The following is a 20952-nucleotide window of genomic DNA, read 5'->3' on the forward strand; positions in this document are numbered from 1 at the left end:
GGATGGATCCGGGGGTTGTTCCCGATGTCACAGGTCACACATTTCTGGCATTGTCGAGGGCATGACACAGATCCCCGGTGCCCAGGAGATCCCGACGGCGAACATCCCCGTCGGAGGGGTCGCAGCCCGGGCCGCCAACCTGACCAAGGTCTACGGCGAGGGCGACAACGTGGTGCACGCCCTCGCCGGGGTCACCGTCGACTTCCTCGCCGGTGAGTTCACCGCGATCATGGGCCCGTCGGGCTCGGGCAAGTCCACGCTGATGCACTGCCTCGCGGGCCTCGACGCGGCAACGGGCGGCTCGGTGCAGGTGGGCGGCACGGAGCTGACCTCGCTGAACGACAAGCAGATCACCCAGCTGCGGCGCGACCGGATCGGCTTCGTCTTCCAGGCCTTCAACCTCGTGCCCACGCTGACGGCGATCGAGAACATCACGCTGCCGCTCGACATCGCGGGCCGCAAGCCCGATGAGCAGTGGCTGAACACGGTGATCGACCGGCTGGGCCTGCGGGACCGGCTCGATCACCGCCCCACCGAGCTGTCCGGCGGCCAGCAGCAGCGGGTCGCGTGCGCCCGCGCGCTGGTGGGCCGTCCGGAGATCATCTTCGGCGACGAGCCCACCGGCAACCTCGACTCGCGCTCCGGTGCGGAGGTGCTCTCGATCCTGCGGGCCGCGGTGAACGACTTCGGCCAGACCGTGGTGATCGTGACGCACGACCCGCGTGCCGCCGGCTACGCGGACCGGGTGGTCTTCCTCGCGGACGGCCGGATCGTCGACGAGGTGCGCCGCCCCACCGCGGAGCGCGTGGCGGAGAAGCTGATCCACCTCGACGAGCTCGTCGCCCGCTGATGGCGAATCCGATGCGGCGCGTCGCGCTGCGCAACCTCATGGCGCATAAGGGACGTCTGGTCCTGACGGTGCTCTCCGTGCTGCTCGGAACCTCCTTCATCGCCGGGTCGATGGTGTTCACGGGCACGCTGTCGAAGGCCTTCGACGGGATCTCCGACAAGATCGCCGTGGGCGTCGACGCGCGGGTCTCCCCGAAGAACGCTCAGGGGCAGGGCGGATTCGGCCCCGCCGGACCGGGCGTGCCCCTGTCGACCGTCGACCAGATCAAGGCGGTCCCCGGTGTGCGGGTGGTGGTCCCGGCGATCACCGGCACCATCGCCCTGCGCGACGGCAAGGGCGAGGTGGTCTCGCCCACCGGCGCGCCGCAGGTCGGCGGTGCCTACCTGCCGCCGGGCGAGAACCTGGACCCGGACGGCCTCACGATCACGTCCGGCAGAGCACCGTCGGGCCCGAACGAGATGGTGCTCAACGAGTCCGCCGCCGAGCGACTCTCGCTGCCGGTGGGCTCGAAGACCACGGTGGTCGCCCCGCACTCGCCGGGGCCGATCGACGTGACCGTCGTCGGCGTCTACACGATCTCCACCGACTCCGGCGGCTACCTGGGCGCGCTGTTCGCGAAGGACGAGGCGCAGAAGCTGTTCGGCGACGGCGCCACCGCCCCGTACATCGAGGTGGGTGCCGCGCCCGGCACCACGCCCGAGCAGCTGCGCGACGCGCTCGCCCAGCGCCTGCCCGAGCTGAACGTCCAGACCGGCGCGGAGGTCCGCCAGCAGTTCGCGGACACGATCAATAAGGGGCTGAGCTTCCTCAACTACTTCCTCGTCGCGTTCGGCCTGATCGGCCTGTTGGTGGGCGTTTTCATCATCTACAACACCTTCTCGATGCTCGTCGCGCAGCGCCTCAAGGAGCTGGCCCTGCTCCGCGCGATCGGCGCCGGCCGCCGCCAGGTGCGCGACTCCGTGGTACTCGAGGCGCTCGTGGTCGGCCTCGTCGGCAGCGCGCTCGGTCTCGCCGTAGGCGTCGGTCTCGCGCTTGTCCTGCGGGCCGGGGTGTCGGCCGCGGGGGTGGGCTTCCCGGACGGCGGCCTCGCCGTCAGTCCGACGGTGGTGATCACGGTGATGGTCGTCGGCACCGTCGTGACAGTGGTCTCCGCCGCGATTCCGGCGGTGCGCGCCTCCCGCGTGCCGCCGGTCGCCGCCATGCGGGCGCAGGACGGCGGCTCCGCACAGTCGGTCATGGTGCGGGGCGCGATCGGCGCGGCGCTGGTGCTGTGCGCGCTGGCGCTGCTGTTCGTCGCGACCACCGAGGTGGGCGCGGGCGCAGCGATCGTCGTCGGCATCGCCGGTTTCGGCCTGATCCTCGCCGTGGTCATCGGCGGCCCGGCGCTGGTCGCGCCGCTGCTCGGCGGCATCGGCCGGCTCGTCGCCGCACCCTTCGGCCCGGCGGGACGCCTCGGCCGCACCAATGTGATGCGGAATCCGCAGCGCACCACGGCGACCGCCTTCGCGCTGGTGATAGGCGTCGCGCTGGTCGGCGTCATCGGCACGCTGGGAGCGTCGATGCAGAAGTCGATCGACGCGCAGGTGGACCAGGGCATCCGCTCCGATCTCGTGCTGCAGGCGCCGCAGCTGGGCATGCCGCCCGCCGCCCTGTCCGCGATCAAGGACGTCCCGGGGATCGGCGAGAAGACGGTGGTCTACGGGGTGCCCGTGCGCGTCGGGGGCGATCGGCTCAGCGCCCTCGCGGTCGACGGTGCCGTCACCTCCGCCTTCAATCTCACCCGGGTGTCGGGCGATATGACGCTCAAGACGGGCGGGATCGTCGTCGACGACAAGACTGCCCGCGAGCGGGGCTGGGAGATCGGCTCGAAGGTCGAGCCGATGTCGGCGGTCGGGGGCGCGAAGACCACCCTCACCGTCACCGGGATCTACGAGGCCAAGGGCGGCTCGCTGTCCGGCCCCGTGATCACCGCCGCGGACATGAATGTCCTGTACCCACCCGCGAGCGGGGACTCGGCGCCGATCGTGACCCCGGAGTCGGTGTTCGTCAACGCTGCGAGCGGTACGTCCGTCAGTGAACTCAAGGACCGGCTGCGGGAGGCGGTCAAGCCACTGCTGGTGGTCAACGTCGACGACCAGCAGGATCTCAAGGACCAGGCGGGGCAGGCGATCACGGCGCTCATGGGCGTGCTGTACGCGCTTCTCGGGCTCGCCGTGGTGATCGCGATCCTGGGCATCGTCAACACCCTCGCGCTGTCCGTGGTGGAGCGGCGCCGGGAGATCGGCATGCTCCGCGCGATCGGGCTGATCCGTTCGCAGGTGCGCCGGTCGATCTATCTCGAGTCGATGCTGATCGCGATCTTCGGGGCGGCCCTCGGGCTCGTGCTCGGGGTGCTGCTGGGCGTCTCGCTCGTGCACGCCCTCCGCGACCAGGGGCTCGGCTCGGTCGTGGTGCCCTGGTCGACGGTGATCGTGATGCTCGTGGCGTCGGCCTTCGTGGGTGTCGGGGCGGCGATCCTGCCCGCCATCCGCGCGGCCCGCACGCCGCCGCTCGCGGCCATCGCCGAGGGGTGATCCGGGAACGCCGTCACAGATCGGTCGCGGCCGGTGTCCCATGTGCGAAAGATGAGTTCATCGCATGAGGAGGCAATCATGAAGGTCGTCGTGATCGGCGCGGGCTACGCGGGCACCATCGCCGCCAACCGGCTGGCCAAGAAGTCGGATGCCGATGTGACCGTGGTCAACCCGCGCGCCGAGTTCGTCGAGAGGGTTCGGCTGCACGAGCACATCGCGGGCAGCGGGACGGCCCTGACGCCGCTCGCCGAGATGCTCGATCCCCGCATTCGGCTGGTCGTGGGCTCGGTCGACAAGATCGGCGACGGCACCGTCGTCCTCGCCGACGGCGCGTCCCTGCCCTTCGACCGCCTCGTCTACGCCGCGGGCGGGGCGCCGGCGGCACCGTCGGGCACCTACGCCGTGGGTGCGCTCGAGACCGTGGACCAGGCGCGCTCGGCGCTCGCCGCGCTGCCCGACGGTGCCGCCGTCACCGTCGTGGGCGGTGGCCTGACCGGCATCGAGACCGCGGCCGAGGTCGCCGAATCCCGGCCCGGCCTCCGGGTCCGGCTGCTCACCGAGGGCGAGGTCGGGGCATCGCTCGGTCCCGGCGCGCGGGCCCGCGTCCGGCGCGAGCTGGACCGGCTGGGGGTCGAGATCGAACGCGGCCGGTTCGACGGTGCCGCCGACGACCTGGTGCTATGGGCGATCGCGACGCAGGTCAGCGACCTGGCGGCCCGCAGCGGGATCGCCGTCGACGATGCGGGCAGGGTGCTCGTCGACGAGTTCCTGCGCAGCGTCTCGGACCCGCGGATCGTCGCCGTCGGGGACGGCGCCGCCGTCCCCGGGCAGCGGCTCAGCTGTCAGACGGCGCTGCCCCAGGGCGCGCACGGTGCGGACAACCTGGTCCGGGAACTGGCCGGGAAACCCGCCCGGGCCTACTCGATGGGGTACACCGGCCAGAACGTCTCGATCGGCCGCAAGCGCGCCGTGATCCAGGCGGCCCGGCGCGACGACACCCCCACGCGCATCCACTTCGGCGGCGCCCCGGCCGTCGTCGTCAAGGAGCAGGTGTGCCGGATGGCGAGGGGTGCCGCGCGCACCGCCCGCTACGCGTGGTTGCCGGCGCCGCGATGACCGGTGACACCACGGCCGGGGGCGGCGCGTCCGCGGCGGACCTGTTCGCCGAGCACCGTCCGCTGCTGTTCTCGGTGGCCTACGAGATCCTCGGCAGTGTCGCCGATTCGGAGGACGTGCTGCAGGAGAGCTACCTGCGGTGGCGGGAGGTCGATCCCGCGGGCGTCGAGAATCCGCGGGCCTACCTGGCGCGGATCGTGACGCGGCAGGCGCTCAACGCGCTGCGCGCCGCATCGCGGCGGCGCGAGGAGTACGTCGGGCCGTGGCTGCCGGAGCCCTTAGAGGCACCGTCGGGCGACGGCCCCGCGGAGCACGTGCTGACGGGGGAGGCGGTGACCACGGCCATGTTGCTGGTGCTCGAATCGCTCACGCCCGTCGAGCGCGCGGTGTTCGTGCTGCGCGAGGTGTTCGACTTCGGCTATCCGGAGATCGCCGCGGCGGTGGACCGGTCGGAGGCCGCGGCGCGACAGATCGCGCACCGCGCCCGCGGGCACGTGCAGGCGCGGCGGCCGCGCGCGGTGGCGGAACCGGCGCTCGCGCAGGGTGTCGCGGAGCGCTTCCTCGTCGCGGCGGCGACGGGTGATGTCCAGGGGCTCATGGACGTGCTCGCGCCGGAGGTGGTCTTCCTCGGCGACGGAGGCGGCGTGGTGTCGGCGGCGCGGCGGCCGGTGCACGGCGCGGACCGGGTCGCGCGGCTCGTGGCCGGGCTGTTCCGCAAGGGCACGGCGATGGGCGAGTTGGGCATGCGGTTCGGCGTCTTCAACGGCATGCCGGCGATCGTCGTCGCGCTCGACGGGGTGGTCGATCTCGTCCTGTGCGTCGAGGTCCGGGGCGAGACGGTGACGGGCGTCTACAACGTCCGCAATCCCGAGAAGCTGGGCGATATCCGTATTTCCGGGTGACGCCCCTCTTCCCGGTGTCAGGACCTGCGCAGCACCAGCACCAGGTTCGACACGAGCAGCTCGCGCAGGAGCGGCACGCGAACCGTCCACCACGCCCACCGCGGGTGGTACCGCGGGAAGGCGACCACGAGTTCGGCACCGTCGACGGTGCGGGCCCACGCCAGACCGTCTGCGGCACCCACCTTGAACAGCGATGTGCCGTAGAGGTTCTTGGGCGGGTGTCCGTGCCGGCGCGTGTACCGCCGGGCGGCGCGCTCGCCGCCCAGGTAGTGACTGACGCCCATCTCGTGGCCGCCGAACGGTCCGTACCAGAGCGTGTAGCTGAGGATCACCATCCCGCCCGGACGGGTCACCCGGATCATCTCCTCGCCCATCCGCTGCCACTCGCGCACGTGCTCCGCGACGTTCGACGAGAGGCAGACGTCGACGGCACCGTCGGCGATCGGGAGCGCGAGGCCCGAGCCCCGCACACCCCGGGAGGAGGTGATGCCGGCGGCGTGCGCCTCGGACGGGTCGGGTTCGACGGGGACGTAGACGGCACCGTGCTCGGCGAAGGCGTCCTCGAAGTAGCCGGGGCCGCCGCCCACGTCGAGGACGAGGGTGCCGTCGAGATCCCCGAACAGGTCGCCGGTCAGCTCGACGGTGTCGCGGGCGAGCGAGCCGTAGAAGCGCGCGGGCTCGGACTGCTCGAACCGGAAGTCGGAGAGCAGTCCGACGGATCGGCGCAGGGTGGCGCGCCGCCGCAGCCGTGCCGTCGCGTTCTTCCAGGTAGCGGGGTACACGTGACCGGACGGTACCCTAGAACGCGTGCGTGAGGTCCTCCTGCTGTGTTGGCGTGACACCCGCCACCCCCAGGGCGGCGGCAGTGAGCTGTACCTCGAGCGCGTGGGCGAGGAGTTGGCCGCGCGCGGGGTGCGGGTCACGCTCCGGACCGCGATGTACCCGGGGGCCGCGCGGTCCGAGTCGGTGCGCGGCGTGCGCATCTCCCGCGGCGGCGGCCGGTTCACGGTGTACCCGCTGGCGCTGGTGGCGATCGTGGCCGCGCGGTTCGGGCGCGGTCCGTTGCGGGGCGTCCGCCCCGACGCGGTGATCGACACCCAGAACGGCATCCCCTTCTTCGCGCGGATCGTCGCGGGCGTGCCGGTGACGGTGCTCGTGCACCACTGCCATCGCGAGCAGTGGCCGGTGGCGGGTCGGCTCGTCGCGCGGGTCGGCTGGTTCATCGAGTCGCGGCTCTCGCCGTGGGTGCACCGCGCGTCGCAGTACCTCACCGTGTCGCTGCCGTCGGCGGAGGAGCTGGCGCTGCTCGGCGTCGGTGCCGAGCGGGTCGCCGTGGTGCGCAACGGGATCGACGCCGTCGCCCCCGGTGTGTCGGACCTGCGGTCGTCCTCGCCGCGGATGGTCGTGCTCTCGCGACTGGTGCCGCACAAGCAGATCGAGGACGCCCTCGACGTGCTCGCGCGCCTGCGCCGTCGCATCCCCGACCTGCACCTGGACGTGATCGGTAGCGGCTGGTGGGATTCCGAGCTCTACGAGCACGCGGCGAAGCTCGGCGTGCTGGACCGCGTGACCTTCCACGGCCACGTCACCGAGGATCGCAAGCACCGGCTGCTCTCGCGTGCCTGGGTGCACGTCATGCCCTCCCGCAAGGAGGGCTGGGGCATCACGGTGATCGAGGCGGCGCAGCACGCGGTCCCCACGGTGGGCTACGCGTCGTCGCGCGGGCTCACCGACTCGGTGGTCGACGGTGCCACGGGCCTGTTGGTGCGCGACCTCGCCGGGCTGACGGAGTCGGTGCACCTGCTGCTCACCGACGCACTGCTCCGCGAGAAGCTGGGGGCGAAGGCGCAGGAGCGGGCGAGGGAGTTCTCCTGGCCCGCCACCGCCGACGGTGTCGCCCGGGTGCTGGCCGCGTCCGTGGCGGGGGAGCGCGTGGGCGGGCTGGTCTGAGCTGGCCGGTGTGTGGTGGTGGGTCAGACGATGCCTCGATCGAGCCACCGCCCCCCGATCCGTTCGCCCCCCACCGAAACACCGGGTGTTCTGGTGGGGGCCGGACGAAGCGGGGGGAGCTCTGGCGTTCCGGTGGGGAGGGAACGGATCGGTGGGGAGGATGGGCGTACGGACCGGATGCGCTGTGTTCGCTCACAGCTGCACTCGCCGACGTGGAGGCCGCCACCGTCGTAACCTGACAAGGTGACAGAACCCGAGAAACGGCGCCCCGCGATCCTGACCGTGGACGACGATCCCAGCGTGTCCCGCGCGGTGGCCCGTGACCTGCGGCGCAAGTACGGCGGCGACTACCGGATCGTGCGCGCCGAGAGCGGGCAGCAGGCGCTCGACGCGTTGCGCGAGCTCAAGCTGCGCGGCGATGCCGTGGCCGCGATCCTCGCCGACTACCGCATGCCGGGGATGACGGGGCTGGAGTTCCTGGAGTCCGCGATGGACGTCTACCCGGGCGCGCGGCGGCTGCTGCTCACGGCGTACGCCGACACCGGCGCGGCGATCGAGGCGATCAACGTGGTCGATCTGGATCACTACCTGCTCAAGCCGTGGGACCCGCCGGAGGAGAAGCTGTACCCGGTGATCGACGCCGAGCTGGAGGCGTGGGCGCGCAGCGACTACCGGCCCGTTCCGGAGACGAAGGTCGTCGGCCACCGCTGGTCCGCGCGGTCCTCCGAGGTGCGGGAGTTCCTGGCGCGCAACCAGATCCCCTATCGCTGGTACACCTCCGAGTCGCCGGAGGGGCAGCGGCTGCTGGCCGCTGCGGGCAGCGACGGGCAGGACCTGCCGCTGGTGGCGGCGGCGGACGGGACGGTGCTGACGGCACCGTCGGACAGCGAGCTGGCGCAGCACGTGGGACTGTCCACGGCACCGGCGGAGGACTTCTACGATCTCGTCATCGTGGGCGGCGGCCCCGCCGGCCTGGGCGCGGCCGTGTACGGCGCGTCGGAGGGGCTGCGGACGGTGCTCGTCGAGCGGCATTCCACCGGCGGGCAGGCCGGGCAGAGCTCGCGGATCGAGAACTACCTGGGCTTCCCCGACGGGGTGTCCGGCGGACAGCTCACCGAGCGGGCGCGGTTGCAGGCGGGCAAGTTCGGCGCCGAGGTGATCACCACCTCCGATGTCACCGCGCTGGAGATCGCGGGGGCGGGGCGCACGGTGCGGTTCGCCGACGGGACGTCCGTGGGCGCGCACACGGTGATCCTCGCGACGGGCGTGTCGTACCGGCGGCTCGACGCGCCCGGGCTGGACCGGCTCACGGGCGCCGGCGTCTACTACGGATCCGCGCTCACCGAGGCGCCCGCGTGCGCCGGTCAGCACGTCTTCATCGTGGGCGGCGCGAACTCCGCGGGCCAGGCCGCCGCCTACCTCTCGCGCAACGCCTGCTCCGTGACGCTGCTGGTGCGCGGGGACTCGCTCGAGGCGTCCATGTCCCACTACCTGATCCAGCAGCTCGCGGCGATCGAGAACGTGCACGTGCGCACCGGCGTCGAGGTGGTCGAGGCGCGGGGCGAGGAGCACCTGGAGGCACTGACGCTGCGGGACCGCGCCGACGGTGCCGAGGAGACGGTGCCGGCGGACTTCCTGTTCGTGTTCATCGGCGCCGAGCCGCGCACGGACTGGCTCGACGGCGTCGTCGAGCGGGACGGCACGGGCTTCGTGCTGACGGGGCCCGACCTGCGTCCCGGGGACGCCCCGTCGGTCTGGGAGCTGGACCGGCCCCCGTTCCATCTGGAATCCAGTGTGCCGGGCGTGTTCGTGGCGGGCGATGTCCGATCCGAATCCGCCAAGCGCGTCGCCTCAGCGGTGGGCGAGGGCGCGATGGCCGTGATGTTCGTCCACCGCTACCTGGAAGGCATCGACTCATGACCGAGACCAGCGAGACCGTGCCGGCGGGCCTGACCGCGCGAGTGGCGGGCGCCCCGAGCGAGCACCCTTGCCTGGTGGACGAGCTGCGCACGCTGTTCCTCTTCGAGAAGCTCTCCGACGAGCATCTCGAGTGGCTCTGCGAACGCGGCCACATCGAGGACTACCCGCAGGGGGTGGTCTACGGCGAGGGAGACACCGCCGAGCTGCTGTTCGTCCTGCTCTCCGGCACGATCGCCCTGAGCCAGACGGTGGGCGGCCTGCCGGTGGAGACGACCCGCACGGACCAGCGCGGCGTGTACGCCGGGGCCTGGGCCAGCTTCCTCGGCGAGAAGATGGGCGGCAAGTACAACGCGTCCATGCGGGCGATCACGCCGGCGCGCTTCTTCGTGCTGCCCTCCGCGGACTTCAACGAGCTGATGCAGCAATGGTTCCCGATGGCGCTGCACCTGCTGGAGGGCGTGTTCTACGGGGGCAAGCGGCAGCAGCAGATGATCGGCGAGCGCGAGCGGCTGCTCGCCCTCGGCTCGCTGTCGGCCGGGCTCACCCACGAACTGAACAATCCCGCCGGCGCGGCGGTCCGCGCGGCCGACGAGCTGCGGCAACGGATCGCCGGCATGCGGGACAAGCTGGCGCACATCGCGAACGGCACCTGGCGGCACGAACAGCTGGTCGACCTCGTCGACCTGCAGCGGCAGGCCGTGGAACTGGTGGCGAAGTCCCCGTCGCTCAGCCCGCTCGAGGCCTCGGACCGGGAGGACCAGATCACCGACTGGCTCGAGGACCACGACGTCGCGGACGCCTTCACGCTCGCTCCCGGCTTCGTGGCCGCCGGGGCCGACGAGGACTGGTTCGAGGGTGTGCTCGCCGAGGTGGGGCCCGAGATGCTGCCGGGTGCGCTGAAGTGGCTGTTCTACACGGTGGAGACGGAGCAACTGCTCAACGAGATCACCGATTCCACGACGCGGATCTCCACGCTGGTCGCCGCGGCCAAGCAGTACTCGCAGATGGACCGTGCGCCCTTCCAGGAGTTGAACCTGCACGAGCTGCTGGACAGCACCCTGGTGATCATGGGCAAGAAGCTGGGCCAGGGCATCACCGTGGTCAAGGAGTACGACTGCGCGCTGCCCGAGGTCAGCGGGTACGGCGCCGAGCTGAATCAGGTGTGGACCAACCTCATCGACAACGCGATCCAGGCCATGGACGGCCACGGCACCTTGACGATCCGCACCCGGCGGGAGGACGAGTGCGCCGTGGTGGAGATCGGCGACACCGGCTCCGGCATCCCGCGCGACGTGCTGGGCCGCATCTTCGAGCCCTTCTTCACCACCAAGGGCATCGGTGAGGGAACCGGTCTGGGACTGGACATCTCGTGGCGCATCGTGGTCAACAAGCACCAGGGCGACCTGTCGGTGGTCTCGGAGCCGGGGGCGACGCTGTTCACCGTGAAACTGCCCATCGCCGGTCCGCAGCGCGGTCCGGCCCACCCCGAGGAGAAGGACGAATCATGAGCGATCCCATCGACCCGAGCGTTCCGCCCAGCGGCACCGGATGCGTCGAATGCGATGCCACCGGCGGCTGGTGGTTCCACCTGCGCCGCTGCGCGCAGTGCGGGCACATCGGCTGCTGCGACACGTCGCCGTCGCAGCACGGCAGCGCTCACGCCCGCGAGACCGGCCACCCGATCGTGCAGAGCTTCGAGCCCGGTGAGGACTGGTTCTGGGACTACGCCACGCAGGGCTACTACGACGGTCCGCGGTTGGCCGATCCCCAGGCTCATCCCGCGTCCCAGCCCGTACCCGGGCCCGAGGGTCGCGTCCCGGACGACTGGATGGATAAGGTGCACTGATGCCGCAGACCGTCAGAGGAATCATCGCCCGCGCCCAGGGGAAGCCCGTCGAGCTCGTCCCGATCGTGATCCCGGACCCGGGGCCCGGTGAGGTCGTGGTCGCGATCCAGGCGTGCGGCGTGTGCCACACCGACCTGCACTACCGCGAGGGCGGCATCAACGACGAGTTCCCGTTCCTGCTGGGGCACGAGGCGGCCGGTGTCGTCGAAACCGTCGGCGAGGGGGTCGATCACGTCGCACCCGGCGATTTCGTGATCCTCAACTGGCGGGCCGTGTGCGGGCAGTGCCGTGCGTGCAGGCGCGGGAAGCCGCAGTACTGCTTCGACACCTTCAACGCCACGCAGAAGATGACCCTCGAGGACGGCACCGAGCTCTCGCCGGCCCTCGGCATCGGCGCCTTCGCGGACAAGACGCTCGTGCACCAGGGGCAGTGCACCAAGGTCGATCCCGAGGCCGACCCGGCCGTGGTGGGTCTGCTCGGGTGCGGCGTCATGGCCGGCCTCGGCGCGGCCGTGAACACCGGCGGCGTCTCGCGCGGCGACACCGTGGCCGTGATCGGTTGCGGCGGCGTGGGAGACGCGGCCATCGCAGGCTCTCGGCTCGTGGGCGCGCGGACCATCATCGCCGTTGACCGCGATCCGAAGAAGCTGCAGTGGGCCCGCGAACTCGGCGCCACGCACACCGTGAACGCCGCGGAGGTCGATGCCGTGGAGGCGATCCAGGAGCTCACCGACGGCTTCGGCGCCGACGTGGTGATCGATGCCGTGGGGCGCCCCGAGACCTGGAAGCAGGCGTTCTACGCCCGCGACCTGGCGGGCACCGTCGTCCTGGTGGGCGTGCCGACGCCGGACATGACTCTGGACATGCCGCTCATCGACTTCTTCTCGCGCGGCGGCTCCTTGAAGTCGTCGTGGTACGGCGACTGCCTGCCGGAGCGGGACTTCCCGCAGCTGGTGGACCTCTACCGGCAGGGCCGCCTCCCGCTGGAGAAGTTCGTCACCGAGCGGATCGCGCTCGACGAGGTGGAGCGGGCGTTCGAGACCATGCACCGCGGCGAGGTCCTGCGCTCGGTGGTGGTGCTGTGACGCTGCGGGTCGAACGCGTCGTCACCTCCGGAACGTTCAGCCTCGACGGCGGGAACTGGGACGTCGACAACAACGTGTGGCTCGTCGGCGACGACAGCGAGGTCGTGGTGATCGATGCCGCGCACTCGGCGGACCCGATCGTGGCCGCGGTCGGCGGCCGGACGGTGCGCGGGATCGTCTGCACGCATGGGCACAACGACCACGTGACCGTCGCGCCGGAGCTCTCGGAGCGGCTCGACGCGCCGATCCTGCTGCATCCCGGCGACGACGTGCTGTGGGACATGACCCACCCCGCCGTCGGACACGAGGACCTCGCGGACGATACCCGGATCGCGGTGGGCGGCGCCGAGATCCGGGTCATCCATGCGCCGGGGCACTCGCCCGGGTCGGTGTGCCTGTACCTGCCCGAGGCGGGGCAGCTGTTCAGCGGCGACACCCTGTTCGCGGGTGGCCCGGGTGCCACCGGGCGGTCCTTCAGCGACTTCTCGGTGATCATCGAGTCGATCCGCGACCGCCTGTTCGCGCTGCCGCCGGAGACGGTCGTGAACACCGGCCACGGCGACGGCACCACGCTGGGTGCCGAGTCCCCGCAGCTCGAGGAGTGGATCCGGCGCGGGCACTGATCCGCCGCCATAACCGAACCCGGGTTGTATCGTCTTTGCATGACCAGAGTGGTGATGGGCCCGCGGGCGAGCGGATGGTGGATCGCCTACCTGCTCGTCTTCGGCGCCGGCGTGCTCGGAGCGCTGTGGGTCCGCCGGTGGGACGCGGCGGCGCTCGCCCTGGCCATGGTGCTGGTCGGCCTCGTGACGATCGCGCGGTCGCTGCATCAACAACTCGCGATGCACCTCCTGGCCTGCGGTTTCGCCGGGGCGTCCACCGTGCTGGCGGCCACCGGCGGGCGACTGCTCCAGGCCTGCCTCGGCGCGCTCGTGGTGCTGGTCCTCGTGGCGATCGTCCCGTTCGCGCGCCGCGAGGGTTCGGGCGGGCGGATCCGGACCGAGGAGCTCGTCGGGCTGACGGTGCCGCAGGCCGAGCGGCTCCTCGGCTTCCCGCGGGGCCGTGAGCCGCGCGGCCTCGCCCTGCCCGTCGTCGTGCCCGTGCCCTTCGGTCCGCGTCCCGACGGTGCGGACCCCGCCTCCCGTGCACTCCTGGTGGTCACGTCCGTCGCCGTCGACCCCGCGGCCTCCTGGATCGCCTTCGGTGTCGCACCGCTCGGCGCGGTGCCGCCGCTCGACCGTCGCGGCCGGGCCGCGCTCCAGGCGGAGCTGGTCGCCCGCGTCGGGGGTTTCCCGGCCGACCTCCGACTGGACCGGCGGCCCGCCGAACTCGTCCAGTCGGGTGGTCCTGCCGAGCTCCTGCAGTCGGGGGGCCGTGCCGAACCGCTCTGGGTGCGGCCGGCCGCCACGCAGCGGTGAGGGCTACGCAGCGGTGAGCGCTACGCGGCGGTGAGGGCGGCGCCGCGCTCGGCGACCTCGACGATGCGGTCGCGGAGCAGCCGGAAGACCGTGTCGACGGAGCGGGCGGCCTGCATGGTGTCGGGGTACATCGCGTTGAAGTCGAGCCCCGACTCGTCCCGGTTGAGCCACAGGAACACCTCGCGCGAGGGCGTGGCATTGGCGAACACCGAGAAGTCGTGCCGCCGAGCCAGTTCCGCACCGGGGACCCGCGTGACATCGATGTAGGAGAGCATCGGCGAGCTGAAGCCGTGCTCCACGGGGAAGCCGGGGTCGTCGGCGAGCAGGTCGATGACGGGGAACACCGGCGTGCGCTCGAGCCTCTTGGCCACCGCGACCGCCTCGTGCGCGCTGCGGGCCACCTCGTCGAAGTCGCCGCGCGCCGAGAACTGCACGGGGACCAGGGTGACGTACCAGCCGACGGCCATCGCGTCGCCCGCTCCGGACCGGTCGGCGCGGGGGATGAGCATGGTGAACAGCTCGTCGCCGGTCAGATTGTGGTGCACCAGTCCGAGGGCCGCCAGCAGAGCGCTGCTCATGTTCGCGCCCGCGCGCTTGGCCGCCGCGGCGAACCGGGCGGTTCGATCGGCGTCGATGAACGAGCCGTGCGCGGCGAGCCGGCCCGGCGCCGCCTCGCCCTCCGCCAGCCCCAGGGGCAGTGGGAAGCGCGGCATCCCGCCGGCCCGGCGGAGCGTCTCGCGCCACTGCACGACGTCCGGATCGGCCGGCGTGAGAGCCGCCGCCGACGTGCGCTGCTCCCGCGTGAACTCGCTGTAGGGCCGCACGGGCGCCGCGGTGAACGGGAGCCCGCTACGGGCGGCGGTGTAGCGGGTGAGGAGTTCGAAGAAGCCCACGGCCTGGGAGACGCCGTCGGTGAACATGTGATCCGAGCAGACCACCACCTGGAAGCGCGGCGCGCGGGAGCTCGCGCGGGCCTGCTCGACGCCGGTCACGGCGAAGGCGAAGGCGGCCCAGTCGTGCAGCTCCGGTACGGAGGCGAGCAGATGATCCTTCACCGTGACGTCCGGATGGGAATTCGACGATGCGGTGATCGCGAGGTCGATCTGCTCCGGAGTCAGGGTGCGGCCCCGAGGATCGGGCTGTGTCGATACCGGAAAAGCGGTGTGGAAGACATCGTGGGCACGGACGAAATCCGTGAACACGGCGGCGATCAACTGTTCGTCGAATACATCGTGAATCGTGAATGTGGTGAACACGAGCCGGCGTGTGCAGGCCTCGCCGTCGATACCACTGCGGAGGTGGTCGGCCTGGATGAAGGATGAGCTCACGCCCAGCTCAGGGGCGGTTCTCATGGCCTCCTTGGTGGTCACGTCGGGAGCCCACACGGCCCACTCTCCCGCCGGGCATTGCCACTGTTCTGAGAAACCCGAGATCATGCGCACCATGATCCCGAAGTGGATAGCTGCACAAAAGACCCACGGACAGTGATATAGCCGACAGCGTTCCGGACTTCTCATTTCGCCCCGAATAACGCATCATGCGCTGCGCTAATTACGTGTTGAAATAACGGACGTGCGGCTACAACTGGTATCGCAAATTCACGAACGACGTACAGGAATGTCCGGGCGCGCTCAGTCGTCGCCATCCGAGGCGATGTGCGGGGGGCGGGCGGCGGACCGTCGGACCCGGACGGCCGCCGCGGCGCCGCCCAGCAGGACCGCGGCCCACAGCAGATGCGCGGCCCACGCTCCGGCGCGTTCCGCCGGCGACGCGCCCGCCGTCGCGATCTCGCCCGGCACGCGATAGAGGCGCAGCTCGGGCGTGTCGACGACGAGTGCCAGGCCCGGCAGGGGCACCGTCGGGAAGAGCGCTCCGCCGTCGCCGGACACCGCCTCCACGAGCACCCAGCCGACGCCCAGCTGCGCCAGCCGACCGGCGAGGGCGTCGCCGCCGGCGGCGAGCGCGTCCTCGGCGTCGGCCGCGACGCCCGGCACGCGGTCCACCGACCGGTTGCCCACCCGCAGTTCACCCGTCTGCAGCACGGGCGCGCGCAGCATCCGTGGCGCCGGGTCGAGCACCGGTGCGGCGGGCCCGTAGGTGTAGGTCCGGAACATCCGCGGCGGCAGCACCGTGACAGCCCCGCGGTCGGCCGGTACGGCGTCCGCGACGGTGCGCCACGACGCCGGGTAGGTCACCGGCGCGAGCGCCCCGCCGACCCCCCACGCGAGCCCCGGCAGGACCGCGACCGGCAGCGCGACGGCCACGACCGCCCCCGCGGCTCGGGCCGTGGCCGGCAGCGCGGACACCAGGGCCGCGGCGCAGGTCGCGAAGAGGGGCACCGCGAGCGCCACCCACTTCTGTCCGTCGCGCAGCAGCCCGCTGCCGGGGATCGCCCGCACCGCGGCCTCCAGCACGGACATTCCCGGCCCGGTCGCCGCGAGCGCGGGCAGGACCACCGCACACAGCGCGAGCAGGGCGATCCGGCCCAGCGGCGGCGAGAACAGCCGCGCGCGGAGCACGATCAGCCCGCCCACCAGCACCGCGAGGGCGAGGACGGTCCAGAGCCACGGCGCACCGTCGGGTACGGACTGGCGGTTCCAGATGCCCCCGAGCCCGAGCAGCGAGCCCAGCGTGCCCAGTCCGGGCTCGGCCCGTGCGGCGAAGACGGCGACGCTCGCGGGATCGGCACGGACGCCGTCGCCCGACACCAGCGAGGGGTACACCCACGGCGCCGCCGCGCACACGAACAGGCCCAGCTGCCACGCCCAGCGCCGCGGCGCCGTCACGAGGCCGGTGATCAGCGCGAGCACGGCGCCCGTCGGCGTGAGGCCGCCCGCGGCGAGGCAGGCGGCGAAGGCGCCGAGCTGGCGCCGGCCGGTCGGCTGCAGTCCGGCGACGACCATCCATCCGATCGCGGCGTACCCGGCCAACAGACTCCAGTGCCCCTGCAGCAGGCGCTCGGCGACGAACGGATTCCACAGGCCCACCGTCGCTCCGGCCAGGCCCGCACCGAGGCCGGCGTCGCGGCCCACGGCGCTCAACACCGCCAGCGCGCAGCGACCGAAGCCCCACCCCGCCGCGACGAGCGCGAGGAACAGCAGGGCCGTGACCAGGAGGCCACCGTCGACGACCTGCGAGCCGAGCGCCAGCAACCAGTCCTGCGGGGTCGCCCGGGCGGCGTTGCCGCCGAGGCCGAGCGCGGCATCGGTGAGGTACGAGCGCGGTGCGGAGACGGCGTCGCGGAGCAGGAGATACCGCCCGCCCAGGGCGAGCGGGCCCAGGATCACGAAGGCGAGCGCGGCCGACCAGGCGGCGAGGGCAGCGTCGCGCGATCTCATCTCCGCCACCCTACTGACAGAATGTGCGGGTGAGCGGTTTGGCGTGGGTGACGGTCGGGAGCATGCTGGCCAACCTGTGCTCGTACCTCGTCCACCTGCCCGCGAGCCGCTGGCTCGGGCCGGCGGGCTACGGCGAGTTCGCCGCGCTGCTGCAGCTCGTGCTCGTGCTCGCGGTGCCGGCGCTGGCCCTGCAGACGGTGGTCGCGCGCCAGGTGGTGCGCGGCGCGGGTGCCGCGCAGATGCGCCGACTCGGGTACGTGATCGCGGTCGGCGCGGCGCTGCTCGCCGTGGTCGCGGTGCCGCTCGCGGCGGCGGGCCTGCACACCCGGGCGATCACGGCCGCCGCCGCACTCGCCGCCGCGCCCGCGCTGGTGCTGCTCGCCGTCGAGCAGGGGCTGCTGCAGGGGGAGCGGCGATTCGGTCGGCTGGCCGTGCTGCTGGCCGTCGCGGGCTTGGGAAAACTGGCGTTCAGCATTCCGGGGCTGGTGGTCGGGCCGGGCCCCGCACTGCTCGGCACCACGGTGGGCGCCCTCGCCGCGGCCGCGCTCGGCCGGGTGCTCGCCGGCTCGCCGCCCGGGTCCGACGGTGCGCCGCCCCTCGATCCCGTCGCCGGGGTGCGGGCGGTGCTGGGCGCCAGCTCGGTACAGCTGGTGCTCGCGGTGTTCGCCTCGCTGGACCTGCTGCTGGCCCGGCCCGTGCTGGGGGCCGCCGCCGGCGGCACCTACGCGCTGGGCGCGGTGGCCGCGAAGGTCGCGTTCTGGCTGCCGCAGGCGGTCGGGGTCGTGTTCTTCCCGCAGCTCGCCACTCCCGAACGGGCCCGGGGCGCGCTGCGCACCCTGCTCGCCCTGCTGACCGGGCTCGGGCTGGTGTGCGTGGCGGGGGCCGCGGTCTGCGCGCCGCTCGCCACGCTGCTCGCCGGCGAGGAGTACCGGCCGGTGCAGGGGCTGCTGTGGCTGTTCGCCGCGCAGGGGGCGCTCAACGCGCTGCTGCAGGGGCTGCTGCTGTACGCGATCGCGATCGAGCGCACCCGCATGGCCGGCTACGCGTGGGTGGTGCTCGCGGTCGAAGCGGCCGTCCTGCTGACCTGGCCGCGCACGCCCGCGGAAATGATCACCGCCGCGGCGCTGTGTGCGCTCGCGGCGGTGATGGTGATCGGTGCTGTCGTGGCGATCAGCGCTGGTCGTCCCGGTTCCGGAAATCGATCGCCTCGGTCCGGGACTCGTCCGGCCGCGGCTGAGCGCTGAAGGCCTCCGTGGCGGGGTCCCCGTCGGAGCCCAGCGGCGTCGTCGGATCGTCGCCGCCGTACCGCGCGGTGGGATCGTCGTCGAGCGGGGCGCTCGGGGCGGCACCGTCGTAGCTCCCGCCGCGGGTGCGCCCGCCCGCCGCAGGAGCGGCACGCCGGCCCAGGAGCAACGCGAACGCGCCGAGCCCCAGGGCGATCACGCCGAGCACGCCGCCGGCGACCGGCACCACGTACTTCGCGATCGCGATCCGGTTCTGGGCCGACTTCGCGGCCTCCGCCTGCGAGCGGACCGTCGCATCGACCCAGCGCTGCTGGGCGTTGAAGACCTCGAGGTGGAAGTCGCGGACCGGCTTGGCGGTGTTCGGCGAGACCTGCGCCGGAGTGCGGAACTGCTGCGTGTAGTGCAGCGACTGGTCGACGATGATGCCCGACTTCGGGTCCACCCACAGGTCGACCGCGGTCTTGGCCCAGCGGTTGAGGGTGATGTCCTCCTTGGCGTCCACGCCCGGTCCCTCGATGCCCCACCAGCCGGCGGTCTTGGTGAGCACCGTGCCGAGGGTCGCGTCGCTGCTGTCGCGAATGGTGGAGAGGTCGACCCAGTCCTGGGTGCCCTGGAAGTGCAGCGTGTTGGTTCCGCTGACCTCCTTCTCCTCGACGAACTTGAGGCCGACGTTCTTGCGGGTGACGAGGTCGAAGAACGAGTACCCGCCGTCCTGCTTCGTGCCGGCCGGGAAGCGGTACTGCAGCCCCTCACGGCCGGTGATCTTGACCGCCGGGGCGCTCTCGCCGGGAGAGTACGTGGCCTCTGAGATCTTGTCGGTGGGCTTGCCCGTCTCACGGTCCAACGACACGCGGTCGAGCCACGCCTGCACCAGGCCGTCGTCGCAGGGGCGCTCGTTCTTGGCGGCGCCGGTCAGCTCGGGGTGCCGGGGCTCGCCCTTGGTCTTGATCGAGGGGACCACCATCGACATGCCGGACTGGACCGTCATCGTCGTCTTGTCCGACGGCGAGGTCACCAGGGTGCGGGTCTGCGTGGTCACCGAGACGTCGTTGACGACCGCCTTCGGCTTGTTGAACGAGCACAGGTCGAGCTGGCGCGCGGGGAACTGCGCGTCGGCCTGCGAGTCCGCGGGCTTCTCCGACCTCGCCACCGTGGTGATGTCGAGGTTCAGCGGGATCGTGGTCAGCTTGCCGGCCACGTAGACCGGTCCGGCGATCGCGGACGTGATCAGGAGTGCGCCCACGAAGATCAGGATCGGACCGATTACGCGCGCCAGCCTGCTACGGCCTACCGCCATCGAAGTGTCTCCTCACATCTTCTACGGGGCGCATGCGTTCTCGCACGCGCCGGTTCGCTACGTGGGCACGCACCGGCGCACCCGTCTACAAGTACCCGAGCCTACAGGTGCGTGCGGCGTGACACCGGTCGCGCGCGGGGCGGGCCGCGGTCGCGGGTAGATTCTGTGGACGATGAGCGCAGCCGGTACCAGCGATTTCGTGACTGCAAGGCCAGCAGGCGCGGCCGGCTTCGTGCCCGCGCTCGAAGGAATGCGGGCGGTTGCGGCGATCGCCGTCATGCTCACCCACACCGCCTTCCAGACCGGTCAGGTCGGGCATTCGGTGATGGGCCGGGTCTGGGGCCGGTTCGACATGGCGGTCGCGCTGTTCTTCGCGTTGTCGGGTTTCCTGCTGTGGCGGGCGCACGCGCGGGCCGCGTGGTCCGACGGTGCCGGGCCTGCGACGGGGCGGTACTACCGGTCGCGGATCGTGCGGATCATGCCGGCGTATCTGGTGGTCGCGGTGGTGGCGCTGGCACTCCTGCCGCGGGCGCACCCGCCGTCCGGCTCGACCTGGCTCGCGAACCTCTCGCTCACACAGGTCTTCGTGCCCTATGCGCTCACCGACGGGCTCACCCAGATGTGGTCGCTGTCGGTGGAGATGCTGTTCTACCTGCTGCTGCCGCTCGCCGCGCTGGCACTGGCGCGGGTGCGCGGGGCGCGGGCGCGGTGGCGCGTGCCGGCCCTGCTGGTCGCCGCCGCGGCGTCGCTGTCCTGGGTGTGGGTCGGTGCCGCACTGGCATTGCCCCCGGGGGTGAACCATCACAATTGGCTGCCCTCCTACGTGCCGTGGTTCGTCGCGGGCATGCTCCTCGCGGAGATGGTGTCGGCGCCCTCCGCCCGCTACGCCGGGGTGCGGCGGCTGGCGCGGCGCCGGATCTGTTGGCCCGCAGCCCTGGTCGTGTTCGTGGTGATCTGCACGCCGCTGGGCGGACCGGTGACGCTGGACAGCCCGGAGTCCTGGCAGTTCGCGGTCCGGATGGGTCTGGGCGGTGCGCTGGCCTTCCTGCTTCTGGCGCCGCTCGTGCTCGCGCCCGCGGGGGCGCCGTCGCGGTGGCTGGCGTCGGGGCCGATGCTGGCGCTGGGGCGCTGGTCGTACGGCATCTTCATCTGGCACCTCGTGGTGCTGACCGCGATCTTCCCGCTGTTCGCGATCATCCCGTTCAACGGGGCCTTCGTGAAGGTGACGGTGTTGACCCTGGTCTTCTCGGTGGCGGTGGCGGCGTTGAGTTACGCCTGGGTGGAGGAGCCGGCTCGGCGGTGGCTCGCGCGACACGAGGCCCGACGGTCCGCCGTCAGGGCCGGGTCCGAGGGTGCGGTCGAGTCCGCTGGGGTGTAGCTCCGGGCTCGGGCTCGGGCGCAGGCTCGGGGGCG

18 protein-coding genes are annotated in these 20952 nt (G+C 72.1%); 14 read left to right on the plus strand and 4 right to left on the minus strand.

Annotated elements, in window-relative coordinates; genetic code table 11:
* Window positions 1–61: 61 nt before the first annotated feature.
* The 4 genes from HF999_RS11955 (at window position 62) to HF999_RS11970 (ending at window position 5441) form a co-directional block, all read left to right on the plus strand.
* A complete protein-coding gene (locus HF999_RS11955) occupies window positions 62–850 on the plus strand; it encodes an ABC transporter ATP-binding protein (protein ID WP_168546091.1) in 789 nt (262 codons plus the stop codon).
* Window positions 850–3423 carry an ABC transporter permease gene (locus HF999_RS11960; protein WP_246207688.1) on the plus strand — a complete coding sequence of 858 codons (2574 nt, stop codon included), beginning with the start codon at window positions 850–852 and terminating at the stop codon, window positions 3421–3423. The genes HF999_RS11955 and HF999_RS11960 overlap by 1 nt, the downstream gene beginning before the upstream one ends.
* A 78-nt stretch (window positions 3424–3501) precedes the next feature.
* Window positions 3502–4539, plus strand: coding sequence for an NAD(P)/FAD-dependent oxidoreductase (locus HF999_RS11965; RefSeq protein ID WP_168546092.1), 1038 nt, complete (start codon window positions 3502–3504; stop codon window positions 4537–4539).
* Entirely contained in the window at window positions 4536–5441 is a 906-nt protein-coding gene (locus HF999_RS11970) for an RNA polymerase sigma-70 factor (protein ID WP_168546093.1), read from the plus strand. Before HF999_RS11965 ends, HF999_RS11970 begins: the two co-directional genes overlap by 4 nt.
* Before the next feature lie 17 nt (window positions 5442–5458).
* On the opposite strand, the gene HF999_RS11975 is transcribed toward HF999_RS11970, so the two are convergent.
* Window positions 5459–6223, minus strand: coding sequence for a class I SAM-dependent methyltransferase (locus HF999_RS11975; protein WP_168546094.1), 765 nt, complete (start codon window positions 6221–6223; stop codon window positions 5459–5461).
* Between the two features lie 25 nt (window positions 6224–6248).
* Between HF999_RS11975 and HF999_RS11980 the strand changes: the two genes are divergently transcribed.
* The 7 genes from HF999_RS11980 to HF999_RS12010 all read left to right on the plus strand — a co-directional run bounded on the left by HF999_RS11980 (window position 6249) and on the right by HF999_RS12010 (window position 13660).
* The gene (locus tag HF999_RS11980; RefSeq protein ID WP_168546095.1) at window positions 6249–7391 is read left to right on the plus strand and encodes a glycosyltransferase family 4 protein; all 1143 of its coding nucleotides are present in this window, start codon (window positions 6249–6251) and stop codon (window positions 7389–7391) included.
* Between the two features lie 243 nt (window positions 7392–7634).
* Entirely contained in the window at window positions 7635–9311 is a 1677-nt protein-coding gene (locus HF999_RS11985; protein WP_168546096.1) for an NAD(P)/FAD-dependent oxidoreductase, read from the plus strand.
* Window positions 9308–10819, plus strand: a complete 1512-nt coding sequence (locus HF999_RS11990; protein ID WP_168546097.1) for an ATP-binding protein — start codon at window positions 9308–9310, stop codon at window positions 10817–10819. The genes HF999_RS11985 and HF999_RS11990 overlap by 4 nt, the downstream gene beginning before the upstream one ends.
* Window positions 10816–11157 carry a UBP-type zinc finger domain-containing protein gene (locus HF999_RS11995; RefSeq protein ID WP_168546098.1) on the plus strand — a complete coding sequence of 114 codons (342 nt, stop codon included), beginning with the start codon at window positions 10816–10818 and terminating at the stop codon, window positions 11155–11157. Before HF999_RS11990 ends, HF999_RS11995 begins: the two co-directional genes overlap by 4 nt.
* Complete coding sequence (locus HF999_RS12000) at window positions 11157–12242, plus strand: S-(hydroxymethyl)mycothiol dehydrogenase (protein WP_168546099.1); 1086 nt, start codon at window positions 11157–11159, stop codon at window positions 12240–12242. Before HF999_RS11995 ends, HF999_RS12000 begins: the two co-directional genes overlap by 1 nt.
* On the plus strand, window positions 12239–12865 hold the full coding sequence (locus tag HF999_RS12005) for an MBL fold metallo-hydrolase (RefSeq protein WP_168546100.1): 627 nt from the start codon (window positions 12239–12241) through the stop codon (window positions 12863–12865). The genes HF999_RS12000 and HF999_RS12005 overlap by 4 nt, the downstream gene beginning before the upstream one ends.
* A gap of 39 nt (window positions 12866–12904) precedes the next feature.
* Complete coding sequence (locus HF999_RS12010) at window positions 12905–13660, plus strand: hypothetical protein (protein ID WP_168546101.1); 756 nt, start codon at window positions 12905–12907, stop codon at window positions 13658–13660.
* A 20-nt stretch (window positions 13661–13680) separates the two neighbouring features.
* Here HF999_RS12010 and HF999_RS12015 read toward each other — a convergent pair whose 3' ends face one another.
* Window positions 13681–14862 carry a condensation domain-containing protein gene (locus HF999_RS12015; protein ID WP_312854119.1) on the minus strand — a complete coding sequence of 394 codons (1182 nt, stop codon included), beginning with the start codon at window positions 14860–14862 and terminating at the stop codon, window positions 13681–13683.
* On the opposite strand from HF999_RS12015, the gene HF999_RS23000 reads away from it, so the two are divergent.
* Entirely contained in the window at window positions 14824–14982 is a 159-nt protein-coding gene (locus HF999_RS23000; protein WP_312854121.1) for a hypothetical protein, read from the plus strand. The genes HF999_RS12015 and HF999_RS23000 overlap by 39 nt on opposite strands.
* 309 nt (window positions 14983–15291) lie before the next feature.
* Here the strand turns inward: HF999_RS23000 and HF999_RS12020 are convergent, their stop codons facing one another.
* Window positions 15292–16998: an MmpA family trehalose lipid delivery protein gene (locus HF999_RS12020; protein ID WP_168546103.1), complete on the minus strand. Its 1707-nt coding sequence runs from the start codon at window positions 16996–16998 to the stop codon at window positions 15292–15294.
* A gap of 29 nt (window positions 16999–17027) precedes the next feature.
* Here HF999_RS12020 and HF999_RS12025 point away from each other — a divergent pair, with 29 nt between their 5' ends.
* Window positions 17028–18242, plus strand: a complete 1215-nt coding sequence (locus HF999_RS12025; RefSeq protein WP_168546104.1) for a polysaccharide biosynthesis protein — start codon at window positions 17028–17030, stop codon at window positions 18240–18242.
* Here the strand turns inward: HF999_RS12025 and pgfA are convergent.
* On the minus strand, window positions 18169–19539 hold the full coding sequence (pgfA, locus tag HF999_RS12030) for a cell envelope lipid trafficking protein PgfA (protein WP_168546105.1): 1371 nt from the start codon (window positions 19537–19539) through the stop codon (window positions 18169–18171). The two genes, HF999_RS12025 and pgfA, sit on opposite strands and share 74 nt — an antisense overlap.
* A 172-nt stretch (window positions 19540–19711) precedes the next feature.
* Between pgfA and HF999_RS12035 the strand changes: the two genes are divergently transcribed.
* Window positions 19712–20917, plus strand: a complete 1206-nt coding sequence (locus HF999_RS12035; RefSeq protein ID WP_168546106.1) for an acyltransferase family protein — start codon at window positions 19712–19714, stop codon at window positions 20915–20917.
* The last annotated feature ends 35 nt before the right edge of the window (window positions 20918–20952 follow it).

Source organism: Tsukamurella spumae (assembly GCF_012396015.1).
GTDB lineage: Bacteria > Actinomycetota > Actinomycetes > Mycobacteriales > Mycobacteriaceae > Tsukamurella > Tsukamurella spumae.